The sequence below is a fragment of the Desulfoluna spongiiphila genome (assembly GCF_900101345.1).
In the GTDB taxonomy this organism is placed as follows: domain Bacteria; phylum Desulfobacterota; class Desulfobacteria; order Desulfobacterales; family Desulfolunaceae; genus Desulfoluna; species Desulfoluna spongiiphila.
Window position 1 is genome coordinate 114,698 of record NZ_FMUX01000014.1, and the last position, 25,759, is coordinate 140,456.

The window sequence follows — 25,759 nt, forward strand, 5'->3', positions numbered from 1 at the left end:
TTCATGGACAATCAGGAGGAGGATATGCCTGGGGTACGTCGTTTTGAGGTGGATGAGGTGCTCTATCCGTTCGAGTCCCACTGGTATGAGTGGGACGGGGCGTGCATGCACTACGTGGATGAGGGGGAGGGGGTGCCTGTGGTGATGCTCCACGGCAACCCCACCTGGTCCTTTCTCTACCGCAAGGTGATTCGAAAGCTTCGGGGGCGGTGCCGGTGCATTGCCCCGGATTACCCGGGGTTCGGCTTTTCGGATCACCCCAGGGGGTACGGCTACACCCCGAAGGAGCACGCCGGGTGGGTGAAGGCGCTCCTTGAGCATTTGAAGCTGGATCGCTATGTGCTGGTGATGCAGGACTGGGGCGGCCCCATCGGGCTCTCCATTGCCGTGGAGGCCCCGGAGAAGGTAGCGGGGTTGCAGCTGCTTAATACCTGGTGCTGGTCGGCCCCGATGAGCGCCAGGGTGTTTTCCTGGGTCATGGGGGGACCGTTCAGGGAGTGGATGCATCAGAAACACAATGTGTTTGCCCGCAAGATGGTGCCCTGGGGCATTGCCGGGCCGTCCAAGTACGACCCGGATGTGATGGACGCCTATCTGTCTCCCTTCTCCACCTACGAGTATCGCCGGGGGACCGCCGAGTTCCCCTACCAGATTCGAAAGGCCACGGACTGGCTGGTCGCCATTGAAAAGCGGCTCAAGCTCCTTAAAGGGGTGCCCAAGGAGATGGTCTGGGCCATGAAGGATCCCGCCTTTGGCAGCAATGCTTACATTTACCGCTGGCGGACCTATTTCCCGGATATCTTTACCGTGCGCGTGGACAACGCCTCCCACTACCTTCAGGAGGACTGCCCGGAGACCATTGTGGCGTCCCTTGGGCGTGTACTGGAGGCCGTTTCTATTCGTGAAAGTGCTGAACCTGGTACGTGAAGACGTCAAGTCCCGGCTCCTGCCAGGCCGTGTCGGAAAGACCGGCCTTGAGGCAGAGCTGGGAGAGAAAGGCCTCGGGGTTGGGGATCTGCTCCCACACCTGGGGAAGAAAGGTGGCCGTTGCCCCGCCTTTTTTTATGATGACCCCGTCAAGACCGGTGCGAAGCCCGGTGAGAAGGGCTGAAGGGGTCTCAAATACCAGGGGCTCCGGTTCGGTGAGGAGGCTGAGCTCGATGTGGAGTTCATCGAATTCCCCGGGTTCCACGGGGTTGAATCGCTGGTCGCGGAAAGCCGCGGAGTAGGTGTTTTCCTGAACCGAATCTCGAAGGGTGGTGACGGGCAGGAGGGTGCCGATACACCCCCGGAGAAGGCCCTGGCGGGTCAGGGTCACAAAGGTGGCCTGCTTGCGCTCAAGGCAGGGGTGGTCAAGGGGCGCTTCCTCGTCTGCCGTTGCCCAGGGAATATGGAGGGCTTCGGCCAGGGTTTTTCGCGCCAGCCTGAGAAGGGCCATGCCCTGGTGCCGGTCGAGGGTGAAGATGGGATCGCTTGTCATTGGGGCCTCCTGGGCATCAGGTCATCGGAAAAACGGGTCATCGGGAATCGTGTGTACCTAAGATTTTTGGGCGAAGCCTTCACCGACGAGTCGCGCAAAATGCTCGTAGCTTCGGTCAAAGGTCTTTTCTGCTTCCGGGGGAAAGAAGCAGGCGGGGAGCTGGTTTTTGTCCCGGTGGTAGGCGACGCACTGGCAGCAGGCGCCTTTCTTATCGCAGTCGTAGGTGCAGGGGCAGTTGGCGCGGTTTTTTTCCAGGGTGCAGTCCATGGGGGTCTCCAGTTCAGCATCAAGGGCGATGGCTAATAAAAAACGATACTGTGCAGCTTATGCCTCCGGCGGCCCTGCCGGGGGCTAAACTTTTAAAAAGTTTAACAAACAGGTTTTAAAAAACAGATTCAGTATAGCCTGGATCAAAGGCGGATGTGATTTTTCCCGAGGAACGAGTGGAAAAACGCATTCGCAACCTGCTTTCAAGGTGGCACACCTTGCCGCCGGAGGCAGCTTTTTAGGCGCTGAAAGGTTACACCTTTTGTTTTTTTCTCTGAGCCCTCTGTGGTTTTTCAATCGACCACAGAGGGTTCTTTTATGGCTCCTTTTTTAAAGGAGCCGGATGTTCCAGTTCCACTCTCCGGGGCGCTTTTTGAGTTTGACGCCTTTGGGAATGGGTTCGTGCATGTGTACGAAGAGGGAGTATCCCCATTTCTTAAGGTCTGCGGACTTGTCGGTGATGTCCACCCGCCAGTTGGGATAGAGCCAGTGGTTCTCTCCGTGTTTTGCCACCCAGGACTCTTCGCCCTTGGGGCTGGCAAAGGGCTCGTGGGGGTTGAGGTCGGGTGTCAGGGTTCGGGCGATGGTCAGGGGGTAGTACCCTGCCACCACCACGCCGGTGGGAAGGGGAGACGCCTTGGCCAGGTCCCGGAAATCTTCCTGGGAGAGCTCGGGAGAGGCCATGATCCCTGTGAATCCCCGTTTTTTGAGGGCCTCGGCAGTCAGGGTGTTGGCAATATTGCAGAAAGGGCCTGCCCAGAGGTGGAGCCCTTTTCGTTTGGCTTCTGGGAAAAGGGCAATCTGCCAGGGGGCGCCCAGGACAAAGTGTTTGGCGCCGAAGTTGATGAGGCGTTTGACCAGGACCGCGTACTCCTTCTCCTCATCGGGCCAGATGACGGGGGAGAGCCACCACCAGCGGCCGCCCACGCCCGCTTTGCGGGTTTTGGGAACCGATTTTTCCGAGATCCAGGTGGCCTTCTCGGTGTTTTTGGGGCCGTGCCTGTCCTCGCGGAAGAGGTAGAGGGTGGTGGCGCGTGTCCCTTTTTTCGGCTTGTGACGCATCACCTTGGGAAGCCGTGCCGTGGTGGCGGTGACCGGTTCGGCGGTGAAGGCGTCGGCCTCCTTGGCCAGTTCGGCGATGGCGTCTTTCAGCCCTTTTTCACGGCGATCGATGAGGAACACCGGGGTCCCCTTGGGGGGGATGCGCTCTTTCTGGGGGGCGATGTGGAATTTGCCCTTTTTGGGGACGCTGCCCTTGACGCGCCGGATGAGGTGACCCCGTTCGTCTTCGTAGCCGATGCGCAGGAGGTCGCCGGGGAGCAGGGGTTCCCTCGGGCTGAACCAGGGCTCTTTAAAGGATCCCTGGAGCCTGCCGAGCATGAGACCGGAGCCGGTCTGGGCTTTGATGTCCACGGGGTTGTAGGGGCGCTGGGGCAGGAAGTTGTAGTGGGTGCCGGAGCGTCCCAGGGCCAGTTCCAGGAGGGCCTGGGCGTTTTTTTTGGTCTTGGGGTCCTTGCCGTTGTCCCGGAGCATCTTGTAGGCCAGGGTGGTGTAGTAGACGTAGTGGGGCCCTTTTTTGCGGCCTTCGATCTTCCAGGTGGTGACCTGGGGGATCTCCAGGAGCACCTTGACCAGGGTATCCAGGGAGAGATCCTGGCAGGAGAAGAATCGCTCGTTTTTGTGCCCCTGCTTGTAGATGCGCCGGCAGGGCTGGACGCAGCGACCCCTGAGGCCGCTTCTGCCGCCCATGTAGCTGCTCCAGTAGCAGCGGCCCGAGACCCCGTAGCACAGGGCACCGTGGATGAAGACCTCCAGGTCCACGCCGGCGGGCACGGCCTCTGCCGCGGATTTGATCTCTTCCACGTTGAGCTCCCGGGGCAACACGATGCGCTTGGCACCGGTGGCCTGGACTGCCTCGGCAAACCCTTGCGTAAAGGAGACGTTGGCCAGGGTGGAGAGGTGAAGCTCGCCCTTGAATCCGGCGGCTTCGGCCAGGGCCGGAATGGCCGGGTCCGAGAAGATGATGGCGTCGGGGTTGACGATGCGGGTCATCTTTTCGAGCTGGCTCAAGGCGCGTTCGAGCTCGTGTTCCTTTAAAAGGGTGTTCATGGTGACGTATACTTCGGCGTTTTTCCGGTGGGCCAGGCGCGTGAGGGCGGCGAGCTCCTCCATGGAGAAGTTGTCGGCCTCCATGCGGGCGGAAAAGCTTTTCAGGCCGCAGTATACAGCGTCGGCACCGGCGGCCAGGGCCGCCAGAAAGGCGTCCTTGTTGCCGGCCGGGGCCAGGATCTTGGGCGGTGTATGGGCAATGCCGTTTTCCGGCATGGTGTGACTCCTTTGTTGTCTATGGTTCGCGGCGATTTTCTCCCCGGAATGTAAAACGCCCCATACCGGTCATGATAGGGACGGTGAGGCGTCGTGCGCTGCCGGCGGATGCATGCAGCCGGAACGGGTTCCGGTGTGACAGCAAGGGCGACCGGGGGATGCCGTGTATTTTATTTTGTGGCCACCACCATGGGGGGGAACACAACAGTCACCAAGATATCAAATTTGAAGGTAAAGTAAACAGATTCGAATGGCCGGGGCGGCTTCCCTGCCGGGGAAACCTGTTTTTCGGGAAACAGAGGCGAAGAGCCCGGGAAGAGAAGGGGGAGGATCACCAGAGGATTTTCCTTCCGACGGGGACTCTGTTCCCTTGCTGGGCAGCCATTCCTTGACGGTACGGGGGCATCACGGATATGGAGTGGTGATGCAACAGACACTCTCCCCCACACGAACCGTGGTGATCCTGGCGTCCCTGTCCGCCATCGCCGCCTTCTCCATCGACACCTATATCCCCGCCATTCCCACCATGGCCCGGGCCCTTTCCGCGCCTATTCACAAGGTGGAGCTCTCCATCAGCACCTTTTTTATCGGCTACGCCCTGGGCCAATTGTTCGGCGGGCCGCTGTCGGACCGTCTGGGCCGTCGGCGGGTGGCCCTCATGGGCCTCTCCCTTTTCCTTGTGGCCAGTTTTCTGCTGATTTTTTCCCGGACCGTGTGGGAGCTGCTCTCCCTTCGGACTGTTCAGGCGGTGGGGGGCGGGTTTGCCACCGTGGTGGCCGGTGCCACGGTGCGGGATCTTTATGAGGGCCGGGAAGGGGCGCGCATGATGTCTTTGGTCCAGTCCGTGACCATGGGAGCCCCCCTGGTGGCCCCGGCCGTGGGAACGGTTCTTCTCGCCGGGTTCTCCTGGCACGCCATCTTTCTTTTTCTCTGCGTTTACGCCCTGTTTCTCATGGCCGTCTTGACCCGTCACTATCCCGGTGAGGAGCGCCCTGTCCAGGCGGGTGCCCCCATGACCCCGACAGGGGTGGCGCGTCAGTACGCGAGTGTTCTCCTTCACCCTGTATCGCCCCTTTTCATGCTGGTGCATACCTTCGGCTGTGGTGGCCTCTACGCGTTTTTAACGGAATCCGCTTTCATGTACATGGGGTACTTCCATGTGTCCAAGGCCTTGTTCCCGGTCCTCTTCAGCTCCGGGGTGGGGGTGGTGATCCTCCTTGCCCGACTCAACGCCCGCCTTGTTCGCCATGTCCGTCCCATGACCCTTCTGACCTGGGGGATCCTGATCCAGGTGATTTGCGGGATGGCCCTGGCTGTCCAGGCCACCTGGTTTGTCCCTGTCCTTTGGGTAACCGTTGCCTTGAATCTTCTTTTTATTGGTTCCCTGGGCCTTGTCATGGGCAACACGGTGTCGGGAAACCTCCAGTATTTTCCGGAAAAAAGCGGCACAGCCCACGCCCTCATGGGGGTGATCAACTGCTTTGGCGGCGCCGTGGCGGGGATCACCGTCAGCCATTTCCACGACGGCAGCCTGCGGCCCCTGGCCTGGGTGATGTGCGTGAGTGCCTTGTGCGCCTTCGGGTTCCTGGGGATTTTGCGAAGGCGGGTGAGGGGAGAGGTGTAAGAAAGCGGATCTTTTTTACACATAGACGGGACGGTGTGGGGCAATGTGTCCCACCCTGGTTCAGAGTGTGGTCTTTTTTTACACGGTGTCACATTTTTTATGAGACACATCTGTACGGCGGGTCCATGGGGACAGGGCCGGGGTGGGTGTCGGCTGTGGTGATGCGTTGAAAAACGGTTCTTTTGGTGGGTTTTTTATGTTTGGCATGGATTGTGCTTTATTGAAACCATCATTAACCCCACTCACGGAGGTGAGGCATGAACGCCATCGAATCACGAAAGACCCGATACGAAGAATCCCTGGAAGAGGTGACCCTGGAAGCCCTGGTCGCCGCCGTAAGCGAATCCGTCGAGCCCGGTGAGGAGGCCATCATCCCCCATGTGGTGAACCGCATCCTCCGTCAGGCACATGCCATCCCGGCCGGCAGATAAGTGCTGGCACGGCACCGGGAATACCGTCCCGGTCCCGACGTTTACATAACCATCGCATTTGATTTTTCAGGCAAAATTTAATAAAACCCCTTTGATCAGTGATTTCGTATCAGGGTCAAAGCGCAGGGCCTCGTTGATCCTTGGGACATCGGGGCTTTTTGCGGGGATTCGGATGTTTCCCCGGGACAGGTGCGCAACCCGCGGTGCGGAACCGCTTGACACAGGTTCGCAGTTGAACGAGATCGTTGAAACAGGCAGGATAGATTTTCCGTGGAGAGATCCCGGCTTCCCTGGCAGGAGCTTCACCCTCTGAAGAGAACCTTCAGGGTGGGGCAGGGGGCCATACCGCTCTTCGATGACGCAATCGGATGGTATCCGGTTGCCCTGCTGACCACATCATACCCCATTTTTTTAAGACTAAAGGGACACCTTTCATGACAAGCCAGAAGAATTCCATCGTTCGCCAGAGAGACAAAGAGACCTTTGCCGTGGTTCCCCACGTACCCTGCGGGGTGGTCACCCCTGAGACACTCAGGAAGATTGCCGATGTCTCTGAAAAGTACGAGGCCGCAGCCCTTAAAATCACCAGCGCCGCCCGCATTGCCATCGTGGGCCTCAAGGAAGACGACGTGCCCAAGGCCTGGGACGATCTGGCCATGGTTCCCGGCCAGGCTGTGGGCAAGGTGGTGAGAAGCGTCAAGGCCTGCCCGGGCACCACCTTCTGCGCCATGGCCAAGCAGGATGCCCTGACCATCGGCATGACCCTGGATGAGAAATACCACGGCATGGAGCTGCCCAGCAAAACGAAGATGAGCGTCTCGGGCTGCCAGAACCAGTGCGCCGAGAACTGCATCAAAGACGCCTCCCTTGCCGGCACCAAAAACGGCTGGACCCTCATGGCCGGCGGCATCGGCACCGGGCGTCCCCGCCTGGCCGATATCATCGCAGAGGATCTGGAGACCGACGAGGCCCTGGCCATGTTTGATCGCCTCATTGCCTATTACAAAGAGAACGGCAAGAAGGTCGAACGCATCGGCCGCATGATCGACCGCATCGGGCTGGATGTCGTCAAAGCCGCTGTGGCCGGTGAAAAGGCCGCCGCATAAGCTGAATTCACCTGCCCGCCCGGTCACATCTCAGGATATGAAAAAACCTTTCCCCCGTTGGTGGGGAAAGGTTTTTTTTGCGCTTTTTTAGGTTTTTGGGGACAGGCTCTTTAAAAAAGTAAAAAAGAGACAGGTTCTTAAAAAAGTGATCCGTCGGTGTTTTTTTGTAAGGGGGAAACCAGCCTTGGGCGCGGTTCATCTGGCCGCCGGAGGCGCGGCTTTCCCCCTTTTAATCACCGAAGGCATGGCGCTTTACGATGCCTTTTTGCGGGGCTCTGCGTACATGGCCTCGATGGTGCCTGCATAGCGTTTCAGAATAACTTTTCGTTTGAGTTTGGAGGTGGGGGTGAGTTCTCCGGCTGCCTGGGTGAATTCTGCGGGAAGGAGGGTGAAGCGCTTGATCTGTTCTACCCGGCCCAGGTGCCGCGTGTGGTGATCGATTCGCTCCCGGTAAAAGGCCATGACCTCCGGATGGGCCACGAGTTTTTTCCTGGGGACTTCCTGAAGACCCAGGACTTCTGCAAGGGCGTCGAGCATGGGAAAGGAGGGCACCACCAGGGCCGAGATGTAGGGTTTGCCGTCACCCACGGCCACGGCCTGCTCCACGTAGAGGTCTTCTTTGACGGCAGTCTCGATGGTCTGTGGGGAGATGTTCTTGCCGCCGGCGGTGATCAGGATCTCTTTGAGGCGGTCGGTGACCCGGACGTAACCTTTGTCCGTGACCTCCCCGATATCCCCCGTTTTGAACCATCCGTCCGGGGTGATGGCCTCGGCAGACGCGTCGGGCCTGTTCCAATAGCCCTTCATCAGGGACGGGCTTTGGGCCTGGATTTCTCCCTCATCGGTGATACGGACCGACACCAGGGGGATGGGTTTGCCGCTGGTCCCGAAGCCGATGTCCCTGGGCGTGCAGACGCAGATGGGAAAAATCTCCGTGAGTCCGTACCCCACCCCCAGCCGGATGCCGGCGTTGACGAAAAACTGGTTGATCTCAGGGTTCAGGGCCGCCCCCCCTGCGTGGAAGAACTTGGCGCGACCGCCCACCACCTCTCTGATTTTGGAGAGGATCAACCGGTCTGCCAGGGTGTACTTCAGGGAGAGGAGACGATCGGGTTGTTTTTTTGCGTTGATGAGCCCGTGGTAGGTGCCGCCGGTGTGGATGGCCCAGTGAAACAGGTTTTTTTTGAGGTTGGGGGCCTTTTGGACGCCGTCCTGGATGGTGGCGTAGATTTTTTCCCAAACCCTGGGGACGCTCACCATGTAGTGGGGCCGCACCTCGGCGAAGAATTCTTTCACCTGCCGGGTGTCGTGGCAGTAGTGGTTTTCCGCCCCCCGGGAGAGCATGAACCAGGTCCAGCTTCTCTCGAAGACGTGACTCAGGGGCAGAAAGGCGAAGGAGACATCCGTGGGCTTTACGGGCATGGGGTAGCCGGTGCCGTACAGGGAGGCGAGGATATTTTCGTGGGTGAGCATGGCGCCTTTGGGGGCGCCGGTGGTGCCGGAGGTGTAGATGAGGGTGTACAGATCCGACGGGGCGGCCTGGTTCAGGCGCGTTTCACACTCTTTTTGGAAGGCTCCATCCCGGTCATGGCCGATAAAATCGGAAAAAGAGAAACTCTCGGTGCCTTTCTTCAGCGTCACCGTGGGAGAAAAGGCCACGAGGACCTGGAGCACATCACTTGATTCCAGCACCTCAAGGGCTTTGTCGTATTGCTCCTGGTCGTTGACAAAGAGAACCTTGATGCCGGCATCCTCCACGATGTAGGCTGTCTCTTCCGCCGAGTTGGTGGGATAGACAGGCACCGTCACCCCCCGTACGGAGAGGATCGCCAGATCGGCCAGGGTCCAGGCTGCACGGTTTTGAGAAAAAATACCTACCCGGTCTCCTACCTCCACACCGCAGGAAATCAGCGCCCGGCCCAAGCCGTCGGCAATGTCTCCCATTTCCTTCCAAGTTACCGATACCCAGGGGCCGTCGGACCGGTCTTTCAGGGCCACTTTGCTACCGTATTTAGGGATGCGTTGCCGGATCATGCGGGCAATGTGCTGCTCGCGGTTAAGGTAGGCCTGGAACTCCGCGGGGTGGTTCGTTGTCATGGGGCTTCCTCTTCTCTTTGATAAGTAGAGTAATCATCGTTTCACTAGTAGAACATGATTATACCAAACAGAGGAAAGGATCAAGGAGACTGTCGTTGGGGACAGGTTCTTTTTTCTGGACTTTTTTAGCCACGGTGTGCAAGAGTGACCGGAGTAGTAACATCCTAAGATCCTATGCTAATTTCAAGCCTGCCTTAGACGAATGACCAAAAAGGAGAACGCGATGCCACGAATTCCCCGTATGGTCGTAACAGACACCGGTCAAAAGGCCGCGTACCATGTGATCAGCAGAACCGCCTTGGACGGATTGCCTTTCAAACGTCTGGAAAAGGATGAATTGGTACGCATCATTCGCCGTTTTTCAGCGGTATATGCCGTGGATGTTGTGGGGTATGCCATTATGGGTTCTCATTTTCACCTCCTCGTGGTGGTGATGCCCGGGGACATGGTCTCGGATGAGGAGGTGATACGCCGGTTTCATCTTCTGTACGGTGAGGGTGTAATGTTTCCAGAGGCCCGGTTGAGCGACTACCGAGAACGGTTTTCCAGTCTGTCTGCGTATATCAAGGACATCAAGCAGACATTCTCCAATTTTTACAACAGGCGGAAGAAGCGGAAAGGGACCCTGTGGGGGGAACGGTTCAAAAGCGTCATTGTCCAGGATGGGAATGCGCTGACCAATTGCCTGGCGTACATTGACTTAAACGCCGTGCGAGCCGGAATTGTCAAGCGCCCGGAAGAGTATCGCTGGTGTTCCCTCGGGTACCGCATTCAAAGCGGGAACCAGGAAGATTTTCTCTCAGCAGAGCTGGGAACCCCCGAATTCGGGGGGACTGACTCAGCGACGCAACTTCGGAGTTACCGCGAGTTTGTTTATCACGTCGGGGCCATTGAAAAGAGAGGCAAGGCGAACATTTCAAAAGAGATCCTCGAAAAAGAGGCCGCCGCCGATTTTAACCTGCCCCGGGTGCAGCGGTTCCGATATCGCTCCCGATATTTTACCGATTCCGGCATTATCGGTTCTCGGGCGTTTGTCGAAACAACCTACGGTATGTTCAAGGACCGGTTTCAAACGCGGCGGGATAAAATCCCTGAGGCGATTGAAGGTATTGATGGGATGTATTCTTTGAAGCGGCTGGAGGATGTCTGAATAAATCGTTATCTGTCTTCCGGATGCGATAGCTTATGATTTACGGTTGACCAGGTTGTGGTTGGTTGACGAGAATGGTCATATATACAGGTTGTTAGGATGCAGGGCCTTGTCCTGTGCCCAACACGGAATACCCAACAATGATGGGGAACATACTGGGACGTTTTTTTGCGTACCAGAAATGCGCCTGGTCATAGGTTATGATGGGGATGACGGCTGTGTAGCCCTGGTATTCCCACCTGAAATTTGTGCAGGCCATTAGGCACCGGGCAGCATATGACGAGTAAACCTGATGGTTAAGAAAGAAAACCTGTCCCCTGAAATGGTCCCCTGAAATGAGGATTAAAATTGTGGGTAAGATAGCGGTTATGGCAGACATCCACAGCAATGTGTGGGCCCTGGAGGCCGTGCTGTCCGATGCGAAAAATAAAGGAGCAAGGCGATTCGTTAACCTTGGCGATACCTTGTACGGTCCCCTCGCGCCAAAGGAGACCTGGGAGCTCCTGCAGGGTGAAGAGATCATGACCATCAAGGGCAATCAGGATCGGCAGATCTACGAGGCGAAAGATGGTGGCCCGGAAGAGGACAATCCCACCATGGCGTATGTGCTTTCCGAGTTGGCTTCCGAGGCCTTTGAGTGGATGCGGGCGTTGCCCCCAACCCTGGTTCTGGGGGAGGGGATCTTTCTTTGCCACGGCACACCGGACAGCGACTTGGGGTATCTGCTTGAAGATGTGTCCGGAGGGCATGCACAGGTCAGATCCGATGGTGAGATCACCGGAGATCTCGTCCATACCCCGGAAGGGCTTGTGCTCTGCGGGCATACGCATACCCCGAGGGCCGTTACCCTCGGCACCGGGCAACTGGTTGTGAATCCCGGCAGTGTGGGGCTTCCTGCTTACAGCGATGACGCGCCCGTGCCGCACAGGATCGAAAATTATTCTCACCATGCCTCGTACTGTCTTATTGAGCCGTCATCCACAGGATGGCAGGTTGATTTTGTGCGAGTACCCTATGCGTACCGACATGCAGTTGATGCAGCGACGCTCAGAAAACGCGATGACTGGGCATATTCTCTTTCGACAGGGAGAGCCCGGTAACATAGGGCGGCCAACCCGGGCAGTGCGCCGCAACGGTTCAGGACCCTGCTGGTGAGGCAGGGGGTGGCGACACCACACTCAGAAGGCTTGACCCCCGGCTGTTTTCGGCCTGAAGAAAATAACCTGTCCCTATTCCTTCCATCGGTATCATTTGAATCCCTGAAGGTGTGTTGAAAGTAAACCTGTCCCCTACTTCCTACTCCTACTTCCCCCTACTCCAAAAAATAAAAAATGAACCTGTCCCCAAAAACAGTCCCCAAAAACAAAAAAATAGTTTCCAAAAACCAAAAAATGCGTACGTCGTACGTAGGCCCTCAGGGCTTATCAAGGGGGATCCCCCACTGCTTCATGCGTTTCCAGACGGCCGTTCTGCTGATGCCGAGTCGTCTTGCCGCCTCGGCCTTGTTCCAGTTGGATTCATGGAGGCGGGTTGTCAGGAGCTCCCGGGTCAGGGGGGCGGGCTTGCCCTTGGGCACCGCGGTCAGGACGGGGGCAGGGCCTGGAGCGGGGTAGGCTGTTTCCCTGATCTCAAGGGGCAGGTGGTCGGGGAGGATGGTGTGGGTGTTGCAGAGGACAAAGGCGTGTTCGATGGCGTTTTCAAGCTCACGGACATTGCCGGGCCAGTGGTAGTCCATAAGCCGCTGCATGGCCGTCGGGGAGATCTTTCGGATGCTTTTTTCCGTCTCGGTGTTGAGCCGGTCGCAGAAGTGGCGCACCAGCAGGGGGATATCGGTTTTTCGGTCCCTTAACGGCGGCACACCGATGGGAAAGACCTTGAGCCGATAGTAGAGGTCTTCCCGGAACTTGCCTTCCCTCACAAGGGTATAGAGATCCCGGTGGGTTGCCGTGATGACCCGGATGTCCAGCTTGCGTTGCCGGGACTCCCCGATGCGTTCGATGGTGCGCTCCTGAAGGACCCTGAGGAGCTTCACCTGCACCAGGGGGCTCAACTCCCCGATCTCGTCGAGGAATACCGTGCCGTGGTTTGCCTTTTCCAGGCGGCCGATGCGATCTGTGGACGCCCCGGTAAAGGCCCCCTTTGCGTGGCCGAAGAGTTCGCTCTCCAGAAGGGATTCGGACAGTGCCGAGCAGTTCACGATGATAAAGGGCTCCCTGGCCCGTTCCGAGTTGTAGTGGATCGCCCCTGCCACCAGCTCTTTGCCGGTGCCGCTCTCCCCCTGGATGAGGATGGTGGCCTGGCTTGCCGCCGTGGCCTTGATGGCCATGAACACAGCCTGCATGCAGTCGCTTTTTCCGATGATCCGGTCCAGGCGGTGCCTTTCGCCCAGCCTACGGGTGGCCTCCTCAAGGGTCATTTTTGCCTTCTCAAGATCGGTGAGGTCCGTGATGGCCTCCACGACCCCGATCACCTCCCCGTGTGCATCTTTTATCGCCGTGGCGTTTTTTATGGCCGGGATGTCGTGGCCGTCTTTGTGCTTGAGAAAACACTCCCGGGCGCCTGTGGAAGCGCCATCCAGAATTCCGCAACGGGTCGGGTCACCGGTTCCCAGGACCCCGAGGCAGGTGGAGATCCGCAGAAGGCTGCAGGTCTTGCCGAGGGCCTCTGCGGCCGTGAACCCGGTGATCTGCTCCATGGACTTGCTCCAGAAGGTGATCTCTCCGTTGATATCCAGGGTAAACACGCCGTCGGCGATGGTGTCGATGATCTGCCTCAATGCCGGGTGATCGTTCATTTCACAGAGTAAGCTCTTCATGGCAGTGCTCCTGGTCAGGATAAAAAAGAGAGGAAACGATTCAGTTTGTGCCTCCGGCGGCCCTGCCGGAGGCACAGGTGCATCGTTGCAAAGGGGAAAGCGTGTGTGCCAATGCGTTAACCTGAACGTTACTGTCTGGTAACGGTTTGTGCAAGGATTTCATGGCTTTTTTTATAGGAATAAGGGCGTATCAGCTTAACAGGTAACGGTGTTGGGTTAACGCTTGTCTGGTTCGGGTAAACGTTAACCTGTTGCGCTTTTGCGGTGTTCTGAATGTGTTATATGGCAGAATTGTTTTGCTTTTTCAGTGTGTTGGGAGCTGTGGTCGCTGTGTGGCACATCGGTTGCAAAGGTAAGACGGGACAATGTGAGAAGGGTGTCGGGAAACGGCTGGTTCGGCTCGTCTGCCTTGATACTATGCCATTTTCGGCATCTTGACCTGACTTTACCATGCGAAGGAGATACCGATGAAATCACTTATTCTCTATGACTCCATGGGGGGCAATACCGCCATGGTTGCCGAGACCATTCAACACGCCCTTACCGCCAAGTCCATGGCTCCGAATCTGGTCAAGGTCGACAAGGAGCTCAGCATCGATCTGTTTGACTACGACCTTGTGTTTATCGGGTCCCCTGTCATTGACTGGTTACCCACCAAGACCTTGATGGATTTTGTGAAAAGAAAAATGAAGGAGTACAACAACCAGGGGCGGGTGACGCCCTCATCTCCCCTCATCCCGGGGAAGTTCGGGATCAGTTTCGGAACCTATGCCGGGCCCCATATCGGAGAGAAAGAGGCCCGCCCCATGACGATGTGGCTCGATTCCTTTCTTGAGCACCTGGGGTACGCCGCCCTTGACCAGTGGCTCGTTGTTGGAAAGCATCACCACAAGCCGGATATCAACCGAAACGGACGTCTCGGAAACATCGAGGACCGGCCCAATACCACAGACCTTTCAGCCATTGAAAACAGGGTCACCGGTCTCGTGGATTCATTAATCGCCTGGAACTGACCTGCACGGGCCGGGGCAACACGAATCCTGCCGTGCGGTATGGCACCTGTCCGAACTTGAAAAGGGAGAAAATCCAATGACAGCACCAGAGAAAAAAGCAAATAGTGCCCCTGAGTACTGGGATGAGAAGGCCGATTTTTTTGCATCAGATGAACGGCGTCGGCGAATCCGGAGGTTGGCGGATCTTTATGAGACAAGCTGCTGGAGGTATATCGAACCGGTGCTTCCTTCCAAGGAGACCGGCATTGTCCTGGAAGCCGGGTGCGGTACCGGCCGGTGGGTTTATCACCTGGCGCCCTTGGGGTATCGCTTGGATCTCCTGGATTTTTCGGGTGAGATGATTCGTCATGCCGAGGCTAAGGTCACCCGGCAGGGCCTGGATGAAAGCGTCAGAGGGTATCATGTGCAGGACCTGTGCGATATGAGTGCGCTCCCGGATAACGGCTATGATCTGGTGCTCTCCCTGGGCATGCCTCTCTCCCTGTGCGACGACCCCGAGCAAGCCGCAGCGGAAATATTCAGGATCACCAAACCGGGGGGCTGGGTGATATGCGACGCCATGAATCGTTACCGAACGGCCCTTGATATGGCCCGGAAAAACAACATGACCCAACTGTTCAATGCCCTCAATCAGGGCAAGGTTGTCGCGGAGTCCGGGCTGACTCATCACTGCTTCAGCCCGGATGAACTCGAACTGCTGTTTCTTGGCCAGGGGTTTGCCTCCTGTCAGCTCGCGGCGATCACGCCATTTTTTGACGTCCCGCCCTTAAAGGATCAGGTGGCTCTCTTGGATGATGACACCCTGTTCAATCAGGTCGCCAATCTCTTTCAGGCGGTATCGGAGGATCCCGGTGTGATCGGGGTGTCGAGTCGACTCCTCATCGTCACCCAGAAGCCGGAGGCCCTTTAAAAAAGATACGGAGATGATACAGAAGGCCTTTCGTGTTTCCGGGCCGGGCGCCAGGGGCAGCGGCGGGCTTTTTGTTGATTTGGTGGGGGAACTATGTTTTTTTGAGTGGGATTGGCAAGCCTGACGTCAAGGCAGGGCTTGTCCGTTCTTTTATGGAAGTCAGATTCTTTTTTAAGCTTTTTAACCCATGCGTTTTTCAACGTAAGGAGTTCCAATGCTCTACAGATTCGACGGAAAACAGCCCACCGTGGGGAAAGATACCTACGTCAGTGAGCTGGCAAGCGTCATCGGTGATGTGGTGATCGGAGACAACTGCTACATCGGCCACGGGGCCATTGTCAGGGGGGACTACGGCAGGATTGAAATCGGAGACGGCACCGCCGTGGAAGAGGGGGTGATCATTCACGCGCCCCCAGGTGCCGTGAACCGCATCGGTACCCGCGTTACCCTGGGGCACAACGCGGTAATCCACGGAAAATCCATCGGAGACGGGGCCGTCATCGGCATGGGGGCCGTGCTCAGCATCCTCTCGGACGTGGGCACGGGGGCCATCGTGGCCGAAGGCGGCATCGTCAAGGCGAATCAGGTGATCCCGGAGTATGTGGTTGCCGCCGGGAACCCTGCAAAGGTGATCCGCGATGTGTCGGCGGACGACAAAGCCCTCTGGGATTTCGGCAAACAGATCTACATCGACCTTGCCCAAAAATACCTGGACGAGGGGATGGAACCGGTGCCTGTGTGAACAAGCCGTCGGTTTCCAACGCTAACGCACCTGCCAGTGCCCGTCCGAGTCCAGGCAGATGGTCCTGACGTTTTTCTCCTTTTTCCCGGATCTCGGTTTGAGGTCAAACTGCAGATCGACACAGGAGGTCCCGGCGTCTTCGAAGGTCCTCACAACCGAGACTTTGCCGCTGTTTTTCGACCTGGAATTGGACCACTTCACGGATTTTTGGTCCAGGTCTTGAAGAAGGGCGGTGGCGGCTTCCACGATCTTTTCCTCGTCTTCCTTCGTCACCCCCTTGGTGGAGAACAGGGAGCCGGAGATGCTCTTACCCGCATCTTTGAGGAGTCTGTACGGCGAGGTGATGACCCCTTTGAACACACCGGTGACGGCATCCTGGGAGGCCCTTCCGACAATGCTCTCGGCATCGGCCACGATGCCTTCCACCCGGGTGAGGATGCCGGGGATGTCCTTGCGGATGGCCTCGGCCTCCCCTAAGGCCCTGTCGACCCGGGGCAGGACTTCGTCCATCTGGTGAGTGACGGTGTTCACCGTGTCGGTGATCAGGGGCAGTTGCTTTTCCAACTCAGCGACCTGGGCCTGGATGGCATCGACTCGGGTCAGGATGGACGGGAGGGCCTCTCGGAGCTGTTCCACCTCGGAGAGGATCGGCGGGATGGTCTCCCGGATTTTCCCCACCTCCGTCAGGATTGCCGGCACGGTTTCCCTTATGTTTCCTACCTCTGTAACGATGGGAGGGATCTCATCGGTGATCAGGGGAACGGTGGCTACGATGTCGTCGACCCGGGTCATCACCCCCGGCACCTCCCGGGTGACGCCTTGAATGCTGTATGCCAGCCAGGCCAGAGATCCCGCAAGCAGGGCAATGGACAAGGCCATGGCGGCTGTGAGGATGTTCTTCATGGGTCGCCTTTCTGGGGTTGGGATGTTTGCTGGTTTATGGGGCTGCCTCCGGCGGCCCTGCCGGGGGCTAAGCTTTTAAAAAGTTGAATAAACAGATTCAGTTTATTCCGAATCAATAGCGAATGCGATTTTCCCTGAGGAACGAAGGGGAAAGCGCATTCGCTACCTGCTTTCGAGGTGGCACACCTCGCCGCCGGAGGCCTTCTTCCATCCCCTTTAACCATAGAAGGCATGTTTTTATCTTTTAAAACACCCGGTCCACAAGCCGTTTGCCGCTCTGCAGCCAGGCTCCGATGCGGGTGTCCACGGCTTCCAGGGCCGCATGGGGGCAGACCTCCACGCAGCAGTAGCACCGGATGCATGTTTCAAGGTTGAAGGCCACGGCCTCGGGGGTCTCGGTGATGGCGTTGACCGGGCAGTAGGTGAGGCAGTGATTGCATTTTTGGCAGGTTGCCGGGTTCACCACGGGGCGCTGGACCATGTGCTTCCGGATGAGGTGTTTCAGAAACGAGGGGCCGAAGGTCACCGGGCTCTGGGTGGGCAGTTTGAAGTCTTTGAAGACCGTTTCCGGCACAGGTTGGGGCGGGATGATCGTCAGGTGTCCCAGGGCAAGGGCCGCGGCCAGGGTGGGCAGGTCCTCGGGGGCAAGGCCTGCCATGCGGGCGCAGGCGGCGTCGACCCCGTGAATGTTTGCCCCTGCCACCAGGGCGCCCATGGGCCTGGGGGTCCCGTTTTTACCGGGGCCCTGGCCTTCGAGGCCTGTGACGGCGTCCACGAGGGTGACCGTGGGCCGGATCGCTTCGGCGATACCCACCAGGAGCTTGGCGAATTGTTCCCTCTGGATACCGGCCCGTGCGTGCCACTTGGGCTTTTCAAAACCCACCACGCACCCGAAGAGGTTCTTGACGCCCAGGGTGAGGGTCATCATGGCGTGGGTCTTGAACTTGGGCAGGTTGATGACGGTGGGGATTCCCAGGGCCTCCCGGGCCAGGCCGATGGTGCCGAAGGGGGCCCCGATATCTACGGGGTCGGCCGTCTGAAAGCTCCGCAACTCGTAGGGCATCCCCTTTAATGCCTCTTCAAATCCCCCCACCCTCCAGATTTTTTCCACACTTCCCACGGCCGGGCTGTCGGCGATGAGGGGCCTTCCTCCCCGGTCCAGCACCCATGCGGCCGCGGCACGCACCACCAGCGGGTGAGTGAGGATGGCCTTTTCCGGAGGTGCGGCCAGCAGGAGGTTGGGCTTGATGAGGACCTGTTCGCAGGCGCTCAGGGGCTTGGGCATGTGGCGGTCCAGGAGATCTCCTGCCTGGCGGGTGAGCAGGGCCTTGTCGTAGGCGGAATCGACGATTTCAGGGGTGGTCATGGGCCCTCCGGGGATGGGTGATCAATCGTGTCGAACACGATATCATAATTACATAAAATAGGTTATGAAATATTGACAGTCCAGAGGACCAGGTGGTAGTGTTTTCTCCCTTTCTGTTACGGAAAAAGAGCGGTTTGGGGCCTGGAAATGTGTACGTGGGGATTGTCCGCTTTTCCGAGGCCCGGTGGTAGACAAAAGGAGACTCGGTACGTGTTTGAACAGCCTGAACTCTGGCAAATCCTGGCCGCCAATGTGGCCGTGGCCTTCGGGGCCTTTATCCAAAGCGGCACCGGTTTCGGCATGGGGCTTTTGTGCGTGCCCATTCTTACCCTTATCCATCCCGTCTTTGCGCCGGGTTCCTTTCTTCTGGCCAGCATGTTCCAAAACAGCGTCATGGTCGTTAGAAACCGCAGGGGGCTTCGAACCGACTGGCTGACGTCGATCCTTCCCGGTATTGTCATGGGCTCGGTTGTTGCCTATTTCGTCCTGAAAAACCTGAAAGGGCCGGGGGTTGAGCTGGCCATCGGGTTTACCATTCTCCTTGCCGTGGCCATGAGCGCCATCGGCTTTCGCATGGCCTTGGGTCGCAAAACCCTTGTGGGCGGAGGTGCTGTGGCCGGCATGATGTCCACCGTGGCCGGTGTGCCCGGTCCGCCCCTGATCCTCCTGCTTCAGAACGAGCCCGGTGTCCAGATCCGGGCCAACCTCGGCATCACCTTCATGTCGGGGAGCTTTGCCTCCATCGTGGCCTTCTACTTCGCCGGTCGCTTTGGCGTCCTCCATGCCCTCCTCGGGGTGTCGCTCCTTCCCGGGATCCTGACGGGGAGCCTCCTTGCCGGACCCTTTGCCCGCTTTCTGGACCGCGCCTTCCTGCGGCCCGCCCTCCTTGTGCTGGTCAGCTTCGGCGGCTTGGCCCTGATTCTGAGAAATGTACTTTAAAACGTTGTTATTTGACTTAAAAAGCCTCCGGCGGCCCTGCCGGGGGCTAAACTTTTAAAAAGTTTAATAAACAGGTTTTAAAATCACATCTGTAACCTGCTTTCAAGGTGTTTTAGCCTGAGTGGCTTCGCACCCTTGCCGCCGGAGTTATGCTGGTTAAAGTCAAGCGAATTCCAAATGTTCTTTATCGTGTTTCCAGAAGAATGAAATGGGGCTTTCCTGCAAAAACAGTTGCCACATGTCACACATCATGCGAATGCCCGGAGAGCGCTTGCATAATGGCTGCCTCCATGCATTCGCCATAGGGTTTCAAGGTGCCCCCACCTTGCCGCCGGAGGCATCTTTTTGGTTTTTACTCTGCCCCTGTCGTCCATCCGACTTTAACCATAGAAGGCGTATTTTTAAAGCAAGCCCTTTCCCTCTTTCACCATTTGGGAGAGGTCGTCATCCATGTCGGTGATACCGCCAAGATCGCTGTTTGTCGCGGAAAAGGCGGAGCCGGTTTTCTCTTTGATGGCGGCCTGCAAACCTTTGTTGAAGTCGGCGGTGAGTTCTTTGGTGGCGTTTTTAAGGGCTTTTTTTACGTGGGTGTCAAGGTCTGAGGAGACGCTCAAGTCGTAGCTGTCCAGGGGGCCTTTGGCGACGCCTTCAACGGAGAACTCCTTCACTTCTTTCAGGGCCCGGTTCAGGGCTTGCTGCAAGGTGCCGGGGTCGGTGGATTCGGCGAACCGTACCTGGGTCATCCGGGCGGTGAGGCCGGCGTCCAGGGTCTCGCTTCCCGCGATTTCGGCATGCCCTGTGACGGAGGCCGAGGCCCCCTCCATGCGGATGGTATCTTCAGACCCCACCGGGCGGATACCGATGCCGTTGCCGGAAAAGACGAGGCGATCCCCTGCGGTCTGGGGGCTGACCCGGTCGATGGTGGCGGTGAGGTCCACGGCATCGATGCCTTTGAGTTCACGCCCGGCAAGGGTCAGGGCCATGGGCCGTCCCACGAGGGGCTGCTGGGCGGTGACGTTCTGGACGGTGCCCGACAGGGTGCCGGCGGGGATCTCCAGTTCAAGGATGCCCCGTGAGATGAGAAACTCAGGCAGGGGGCGCTTCTCCTTAAACGCGATATCGACGCCTTTTCCCCTGATGCGCTTTGGCTTTTCCCCTTTTTCCGCACTCTTCTTTTTCGTCTCCTCCCCCCCGTCCGAGGGGTCCTTTTCCAGCATGGGCTGGATTTTCTTGTACCACCTGACGGCGGTTTCCACCTTGCCTTTGTATGCATCGCCAAAGAGCAGGCCGGTGATGTTCCCTGCCCCCACGGCCGATGGCCCGTAGGTCTCTTTGAGGCGGGTATAGTCGGCCTGGGCAAGCTTGGGCAGGTTTTTTATCCGCTTTTCAAGGGTGCTGATTTCACCTTCAAGGTCTTTTTTGACGGCCTTTATGGCCTGGATGTCGCGTTCCACCTCATCGGAGATCTTTTCCAGGTCCGCGGCCTTGGTGAGCAGGGCCTTCCAGTCTGACTTGCCGTGGGTGAGCTCCTCAATGCGCTTTTCGTAGGCCTTGAAGTCCTCTTCATCCGGCAAGTCGGCGATGCGTTTTTTAAACTCTGATTTCATCGTTTTGATGTCGGCCTGGATTTTTTCGGCCTCTTCCACGCTGGCCAGGGTCTCCTGTTCCAGGATTTTTTTCGGGTCCTTTATGTCCAGGGAGGGCAGGGAAAGGGAGGTCTTTTCGTCTTCGGCTTTGGGGGCGTCGGTTTTTTTCCCTTTGATCACGGCCCCGGAGCGGCTCCGTTCGGTGTCAAAACGGATGCCCGTGGCGGCCATCTCCGGCACAATGCATTTTCGGAAGAAGAGGGGTGCCGTTTCCACGGAGAGAGCGATGTGTCTTGCCTCCACCGCGTTTCGCATGGGGGCGTCCGGGTTGGTGACGGCAAGGCCGGTGAGGGACAGCCCCGCTGGAAAAAAGGTGAGGTCTGCGTCGGCCAGCTCCACCCGAGCGCCGACGACGAGGGTGCCGGTGGTCTCAATGGCTTTTTTAACGAGGGTATCGGCGAAGAGAACAACAAACAGGACCAGGGCCGCTGTGATGACGGCAAAGGCGGCCACGCCCTTGATGCGAATCCACTTTTTCATGGAAAAACCTCCTTGGGGTCAGGCCAGGGCCTTGTAGACGTCGTAAATTTTGGATGCCTTGAAGATCTGCATGAGGCGGCTCTTGTCGACCCAGGCCAGCAGGTGGTGACGGTAGGCGGTGATGAGCCGGTTGAGCACCAGAAAGAGGGGGACAAAAAGAGCCAGGGCGGTGAGCAGGCTGCCCATGACCACGGTGTTGTTGAATCGTGCCAGGCGAAAAAGGGAGATGTTGTACAGGGCTGTCCAGGTGCCGTTTAAGGCCGGCAGGGTGAGGACCTTATTACCTATGGCGTGGAAGAGGGGATCCAGGAGCCACGCCATGCCTGAAAAGACGGCCCACCCTAAAAGAAACGCAGAGAGGTTCACCCGGATGACGCACACGGCAAAGAGGATGATGAGGTTGTGCAGGGAGAAGAGCGGCGTAAATCCCAGCACCATGGCAAGGCAGAGGGCCAGGCTGATCTGGGCCGGTTCCGCCTCGGAGTTTAACAGTTTTAAGAGATTGGCAACCAGCTGGATCATGGGGCCTCCTTGGCGGTGACGAGGGCAATGCGATGGGGTTCAATGAGACGTTGCTGTTTTGTAGAGGATCGGCTTCTCGAATTGTCTCATGTTTTTAATATATTAGATTAGGTGGGGCGTGGCCCGGTGTCAAGGCGAAATGCGGCGTGAACGGGCGCAGCAGGCCCGAAGGGGAAGGGCCCTGCCTTGCCCCCTCTTTGGGAAACCCGAGGGGGCGGGAAAGCACCTCCATGGACCGGTCGGCATCACAGGGACGGAAACATGTCGTACTCTTCGCTCTTGGTTTTTAAAGCGGCATCGGTCCTTGAAAGGATTTTTTTCACCAGGGTCTTGGAGGTGCGGTCGGCAAAGCGGACGCCGTTGCAATCGCAAGGGGAGAACATGTCGCCCTTCATGCCCGAGCTGCGGGTGATGGCACCTTTCCAGAGGACCTCGCCCGTTTCGATATGCACCGCTTTTACCGAGTAGCTCAAGGTGGTGCAGGAGGTCGTCTTCATCTTTCCCTTCACCCGTTCGTATTTTGCTTTTTTGAAATCGCGGACCATGCCCAGGATGACAACATTGGCGTTGGTCATTTTCCCGATCTCCTTGAGTTGGGCCTCGTCCACATGCCCCATGTAGGAGAATTTCATTTCACCCAGGATTGACTCCACATGGCTCCGCTCGACAATCTTGTGGCCGGATTTCATAAAGGCGGTTTCAAAGGCATCGGTCACTACGTCCGAGACGTTAAATCCGAAGTTGTCTTTTCTGCCCGACCGTTCGTCGACAAAGGGGAGGATGGCAAAGCTGTCGTGGTCGAGTTCTGTGATCCGGGGGCTTAAGACCACGGTTTGGTCCGGCTGGAGCATGGCACATCCGGTGAAAAGCGTGAGGGCGGCAAGGACGAGGGCGATTCGTTTCATGGCTGTATCCTGTGGGCGGTGAAGGCGTTAGGGTGCCGGTGGACAAGGGGCAGTGTACCATTTCACGGTGCGGCTTTGTAACTGCCGTCAAACATCTCATATTCCTCACGTCTTATATCGTATGGGGACACGGGAGGCAAGGGCTCCCCTTGAGTTATTGGAAGGGGCTCAAGGCGCAGGTCCTTCTGGGTTGGGGATGTTTCCGTTGCCATGGCGGGGGGGAAAAGGCAAAGGGCCGCGGCAACGGCTTCAGTATTTCACAGGATGAAGTTGGGGCAACATGAGGCCTGTAGGGTGCACTCCGTGCGCCCTGCCACTCCTTACGGGCGTAGACCGTCGGCACATGTGACGTACCTGAGGAACGAAGGTGCGGAGCATGTGCGAAACCGGGTTCCAAGGGCTTAGCCCTTGGAACCCGGAGGCATCGTTTTTGAATGTTTTTTTGCTGCGAAGCGGGATACTATGGAGACCTGAAGGCTCCACGCAAGGGATGGCCCAGCCCGGGGCGCCTTGCCCCTGTCCCCGCGTGGCAATGCAAAACAAACATTTTGGGAGACCCCATGGATATGACATTTTTCCGCAACCTGCCCAAGGCCGAGTTGCACCTGCATATAGAAGGCACCCTGGAACCGGAGTTGATGTTTGCCCTTGCCGAGCGAAACGGCATCAAGCTGCCCTACGAGGACACCGAGGCGATCCGCAGGGCCTATCAGTTCTCCAACCTGCAGAGCTTTCTCGATATTTATTACGCCGGTGCCGGTGTGCTCCAGACCTCCCGGGATTTTTACGATCTCACCTGGGCCTATCTTGAGCGCTGCAAAGAGGACAACGTGGTGCACACCGAGATTTTTTTCGACCCCCAGACCCACACGGACCGGGGCATCGCCTTTGAGACGGTGCTTGAGGGCATTGACGGGGCCCTTGCCGACGCACGGAAAAAACTGGGGATCACCAGCCACCTTATCCTGTCGTTTCTGCGGCACCTGCCCGAAGAGAGTGCCTTCGAAACCCTTGAGGCAGCCCTTCCCCACAAGGACCGCTTCATCGGTGTGGGACTCGACTCCTCCGAGGCGGGGTTTCCCCCGGAGATGTTTGAACGGGTCTTTGAAAAGGCACGCAAGGCCGGATTGATTCCCGTGGCCCACGCCGGGGAAGAGGGGCCCCCTGCGTACATCCATCAGGCCCTGGACCTGTTGAAGGTGGCGCGCATCGATCACGGGGTGAGGGCCTCCGAGGACCCTGCCCTTATGGCGCGGCTTATCAAAGAGCGCATGCCCCTGACCGTCTGTCCCTTTTCCAACGTGAAGCTGAAGGTTTTTGAGCGCCTTGCCGACCACAACATTCTGTCTATGCTGGATGCGGGGGCCTGTGTCACGGTGAACTCCGACGATCCGGCCTACTTCGGCGGGTACATGAACGCCAACTTCGAAGGGCTCGCAAGGGAGCTGAACATGACCGAGGCCCAGGCCCGCCGCCTTGCCGCCAACAGCTTTGAGGCGAGCTTTCTGCCCGAGGTCGAGAAGAGGGCCTGGATGGCGAAAGCCCTGGGCGAAGAATAAACAATAAGGCCATAAGGCCATAAGGCCACGGGACACGTTCTCCGTGTCTTTGGTTCATAGATCCCGCCGGACGCATCATGCGTCCGGCGGGATTTTTTTTTGCGGCGTGCTGGAAACCGGCCAGGCGTTGGTGGGTAAGGGTGCTGTGGTGTGTTGGTGTTGAAAGAAAGTTTGTGTTGCCAAAAAATATACTTGACCATGAAAATGCTTCGGGGTAAATAGTTCCCCGTTGCGGAACGCGGGGTTCCTGGCAGGGCCGCCGGAGGCATTTTGAGCTGCATAGTTACCACGCATCGTTGGTTTTGATTTTGTAAAAATTATGGAGGAATGATGAAGTTTATACTCAGCGCTTTTTGCGCCGCCATGGTGACCTTTACCGGCCTGTCCCAGGCCTTTTCCCAGGAACTCGTCGTGTATTCGGCCCGCAAGGAGCATCTGATCAAGCCCCTGTTTGACGCCTACGAAAAGAAGACCGGCGTTTCTATCAAGTACATCACGGGCAAAGCCCCGGTGCTTCTGGAGCGCCTGAAATCCGAAGGCTCCCAAACCCCTGCAGACCTTCTCATGACCGTGGACGCGGGGAACCTCTGGCACGCGGCCAATGAAGGCGTGCTGCAACCCGTCTCCTCCGAGGTACTTGAGGCCAATATTCCGGCCAGCCTTCGGGATCCCGGCAGCCGGTGGTTTGGCCTCTCCAGGCGTGCCCGCACCATCGTCTACAGCACCGAGCGTGTTACCCCTTCCGAGCTGAGCACCTACGAGAATCTTGCCGATCCCGCCTGGAAGGGGCGCCTTATCCTCCGTACCTCCAAGAAGGTCTACAACCAGTCCCTGGTGGCCATGCTGATGGCCGAGCACGGTGAGAAGAAAACACAGGAACTCGTCAAGGGGTGGGTGCACAACCTGGCCGCTCCTCCTTTTTCCAGCGACACCAAGGCCCTTGAAGCGATCATGGCCGGGCAGGGAGACGTGGCTGTTGTCAACACCTACTACTTCGGTCGCCTGCAGAAGAAGAACCCGGGCCTGCCCCTGGCCATTTTCTGGCCCAACCAGAAGGCAGGGGGCGTTCATGTCAATGTCTCCGGCGCCGGGGTCACCACCCACGCCAGGCACCCCGAAGCAGCAAAAGCCTTTCTGGAGTGGCTCTCGGGCCCTGAAGCCCAGAATCTCTTTGCCGACGCCAACATGGAGTTCCCGGTGAATCCCACCGTAAAACCCCACGATTTTGTGGCGGCCTGGGGTGAGTTTAAAGGCTCGGCCCTTGGCCTTGAAAAAGCCGGCGAACTGCAGTCCGACGCCATCAAGCTCATGGACCGCGCTGGCTACAAATAAAGTGTAGGAAAAACCGTAACTACTCAGTTTATGCCTCCGGCGGCCCTGCCGGGGGCCAAACTTTTGCCTGATCTTAAAACGACGGGTTTGATAAACAGGTTTAAAAAAACAGATTCTGTTTAATCTGAACCATAGGCGAAAGTGATT

The 25,759-nt window shown here is 57.8% G+C and carries 22 protein-coding genes; 12 read left to right on the forward strand and 10 right to left on the reverse strand.

The genetic code is table 11. The annotated features are described in order from the left end of the window. Positions 1–24: 24 nt before the first annotated feature. Positions 25–927, forward strand: a complete 903-nt coding sequence (locus tag BLQ12_RS17790) for an alpha/beta fold hydrolase (RefSeq protein WP_175469909.1) — start codon at positions 25–27, stop codon at positions 925–927. On the opposite strand, the gene amrA is transcribed toward BLQ12_RS17790, so the two are convergent. The 3 genes from amrA to BLQ12_RS17805 form a co-directional block, all read right to left on the reverse strand. After that, complete coding sequence (amrA, locus tag BLQ12_RS17795) at positions 896–1,480, reverse strand: AmmeMemoRadiSam system protein A (RefSeq protein ID WP_092212552.1); 585 nt, start codon at positions 1,478–1,480, stop codon at positions 896–898. The two genes, BLQ12_RS17790 and amrA, sit on opposite strands and share 32 nt — an antisense overlap. Positions 1,481–1,537: 57 nt before the next feature. Further along, entirely contained in the window at positions 1,538–1,747 is a 210-nt protein-coding gene (locus BLQ12_RS17800) for a DUF6485 family protein (RefSeq protein WP_092212554.1), read from the reverse strand. A 330-nt stretch (positions 1,748–2,077) separates the two neighbouring features. Next, positions 2,078–4,072 carry a U32 family peptidase gene (locus BLQ12_RS17805; protein WP_092212556.1) on the reverse strand — a complete coding sequence of 665 codons (1,995 nt, stop codon included), beginning with the start codon at positions 4,070–4,072 and terminating at the stop codon, positions 2,078–2,080. A 424-nt stretch (positions 4,073–4,496) separates the two neighbouring features. Between BLQ12_RS17805 and BLQ12_RS17810 the strand changes: the two genes are divergently transcribed. The 3 genes from BLQ12_RS17810 (at position 4,497) to BLQ12_RS17815 (ending at position 7,233) form a co-directional block, all read left to right on the forward strand. Next, complete coding sequence (locus tag BLQ12_RS17810; RefSeq protein WP_175469910.1) at positions 4,497–5,696, forward strand: multidrug effflux MFS transporter; 1,200 nt, start codon at positions 4,497–4,499, stop codon at positions 5,694–5,696. A 257-nt stretch (positions 5,697–5,953) separates the two neighbouring features. Then, positions 5,954–6,127, forward strand: coding sequence for a hypothetical protein (locus BLQ12_RS27520; protein ID WP_175469911.1), 174 nt, complete (start codon positions 5,954–5,956; stop codon positions 6,125–6,127). A gap of 434 nt (positions 6,128–6,561) precedes the next feature. Then, entirely contained in the window at positions 6,562–7,233 is a 672-nt protein-coding gene (locus tag BLQ12_RS17815) for a ferredoxin-like domain-containing protein (RefSeq protein WP_092212560.1), read from the forward strand. Positions 7,234–7,485: 252 nt separating this feature from the next. Here BLQ12_RS17815 and BLQ12_RS17825 read toward each other — a convergent pair whose 3' ends face one another. Continuing rightward, a complete protein-coding gene (locus tag BLQ12_RS17825) occupies positions 7,486–9,330 on the reverse strand; it encodes an AMP-dependent synthetase/ligase (RefSeq protein WP_092212564.1) in 1,845 nt (614 codons plus the stop codon). Positions 9,331–9,553: 223 nt separating this feature from the next. Between BLQ12_RS17825 and BLQ12_RS17830 the strand changes: the two genes are divergently transcribed. Continuing rightward, positions 9,554–10,480, forward strand: a complete 927-nt coding sequence (locus BLQ12_RS17830; RefSeq protein ID WP_139164020.1) for a transposase — start codon at positions 9,554–9,556, stop codon at positions 10,478–10,480. 350 nt (positions 10,481–10,830) lie between these two features. Next, positions 10,831–11,580: a metallophosphoesterase family protein gene (locus tag BLQ12_RS17835; protein WP_092212636.1), complete on the forward strand. Its 750-nt coding sequence runs from the start codon at positions 10,831–10,833 to the stop codon at positions 11,578–11,580. A gap of 314 nt (positions 11,581–11,894) precedes the next feature. On the opposite strand, the gene BLQ12_RS17840 is transcribed toward BLQ12_RS17835, so the two are convergent. Beyond that, on the reverse strand, positions 11,895–13,295 hold the full coding sequence (locus tag BLQ12_RS17840; RefSeq protein ID WP_092212568.1) for a sigma-54 interaction domain-containing protein: 1,401 nt from the start codon (positions 13,293–13,295) through the stop codon (positions 11,895–11,897). A gap of 467 nt (positions 13,296–13,762) precedes the next feature. On the opposite strand from BLQ12_RS17840, the gene BLQ12_RS17845 reads away from it, so the two are divergent. The 3 genes from BLQ12_RS17845 to BLQ12_RS17855 all read left to right on the forward strand — a co-directional run bounded on the left by BLQ12_RS17845 (position 13,763) and on the right by BLQ12_RS17855 (position 15,960). Beyond that, positions 13,763–14,308 carry a flavodoxin family protein gene (locus BLQ12_RS17845; RefSeq protein WP_092212570.1) on the forward strand — a complete coding sequence of 182 codons (546 nt, stop codon included), beginning with the start codon at positions 13,763–13,765 and terminating at the stop codon, positions 14,306–14,308. A 76-nt stretch (positions 14,309–14,384) separates the two neighbouring features. Beyond that, entirely contained in the window at positions 14,385–15,218 is an 834-nt protein-coding gene (locus BLQ12_RS17850; protein WP_092212572.1) for a class I SAM-dependent methyltransferase, read from the forward strand. A gap of 214 nt (positions 15,219–15,432) precedes the next feature. Continuing rightward, positions 15,433–15,960 (forward strand): gamma carbonic anhydrase family protein, encoded by a 528-nt coding sequence (locus tag BLQ12_RS17855; RefSeq protein WP_092212574.1) that lies wholly within the window; start codon positions 15,433–15,435, stop codon positions 15,958–15,960. Between the two features lie 21 nt (positions 15,961–15,981). On the opposite strand, the gene BLQ12_RS17860 is transcribed toward BLQ12_RS17855, so the two are convergent. Beyond that, a complete protein-coding gene (locus BLQ12_RS17860) occupies positions 15,982–16,863 on the reverse strand; it encodes a methyl-accepting chemotaxis protein (RefSeq protein WP_092212576.1) in 882 nt (293 codons plus the stop codon). A 244-nt stretch (positions 16,864–17,107) separates the two neighbouring features. Further along, on the reverse strand, positions 17,108–18,229 hold the full coding sequence (locus BLQ12_RS17865) for a DUF362 domain-containing protein (protein ID WP_092212578.1): 1,122 nt from the start codon (positions 18,227–18,229) through the stop codon (positions 17,108–17,110). Between the two features lie 210 nt (positions 18,230–18,439). Between BLQ12_RS17865 and BLQ12_RS17870 the strand changes: the two genes are divergently transcribed. Continuing rightward, a complete protein-coding gene (locus BLQ12_RS17870; RefSeq protein ID WP_175469912.1) occupies positions 18,440–19,168 on the forward strand; it encodes a sulfite exporter TauE/SafE family protein in 729 nt (242 codons plus the stop codon). 401 nt (positions 19,169–19,569) lie between these two features. On the opposite strand, the gene BLQ12_RS17875 is transcribed toward BLQ12_RS17870, so the two are convergent. From BLQ12_RS17875 to BLQ12_RS17885, 3 genes are all read right to left on the reverse strand, one after another. Beyond that, complete coding sequence (locus BLQ12_RS17875; protein ID WP_092212582.1) at positions 19,570–21,294, reverse strand: TIGR03545 family protein; 1,725 nt, start codon at positions 21,292–21,294, stop codon at positions 19,570–19,572. A gap of 18 nt (positions 21,295–21,312) precedes the next feature. After that, complete coding sequence (locus BLQ12_RS17880; protein ID WP_092212584.1) at positions 21,313–21,816, reverse strand: TIGR03546 family protein; 504 nt, start codon at positions 21,814–21,816, stop codon at positions 21,313–21,315. 245 nt (positions 21,817–22,061) lie between these two features. Beyond that, positions 22,062–22,721: a CsgG/HfaB family protein gene (locus BLQ12_RS17885; RefSeq protein ID WP_092212585.1), complete on the reverse strand. Its 660-nt coding sequence runs from the start codon at positions 22,719–22,721 to the stop codon at positions 22,062–22,064. 560 nt (positions 22,722–23,281) lie between these two features. Here BLQ12_RS17885 and BLQ12_RS17890 point away from each other — a divergent pair. Continuing rightward, entirely contained in the window at positions 23,282–24,280 is a 999-nt protein-coding gene (locus BLQ12_RS17890; protein WP_092212586.1) for an adenosine deaminase, read from the forward strand. Positions 24,281–24,607: 327 nt separating this feature from the next. Then, entirely contained in the window at positions 24,608–25,612 is a 1,005-nt protein-coding gene (locus BLQ12_RS17895; RefSeq protein ID WP_254782077.1) for a Fe(3+) ABC transporter substrate-binding protein, read from the forward strand. The last annotated feature ends 147 nt before the right edge of the window (positions 25,613–25,759 follow it).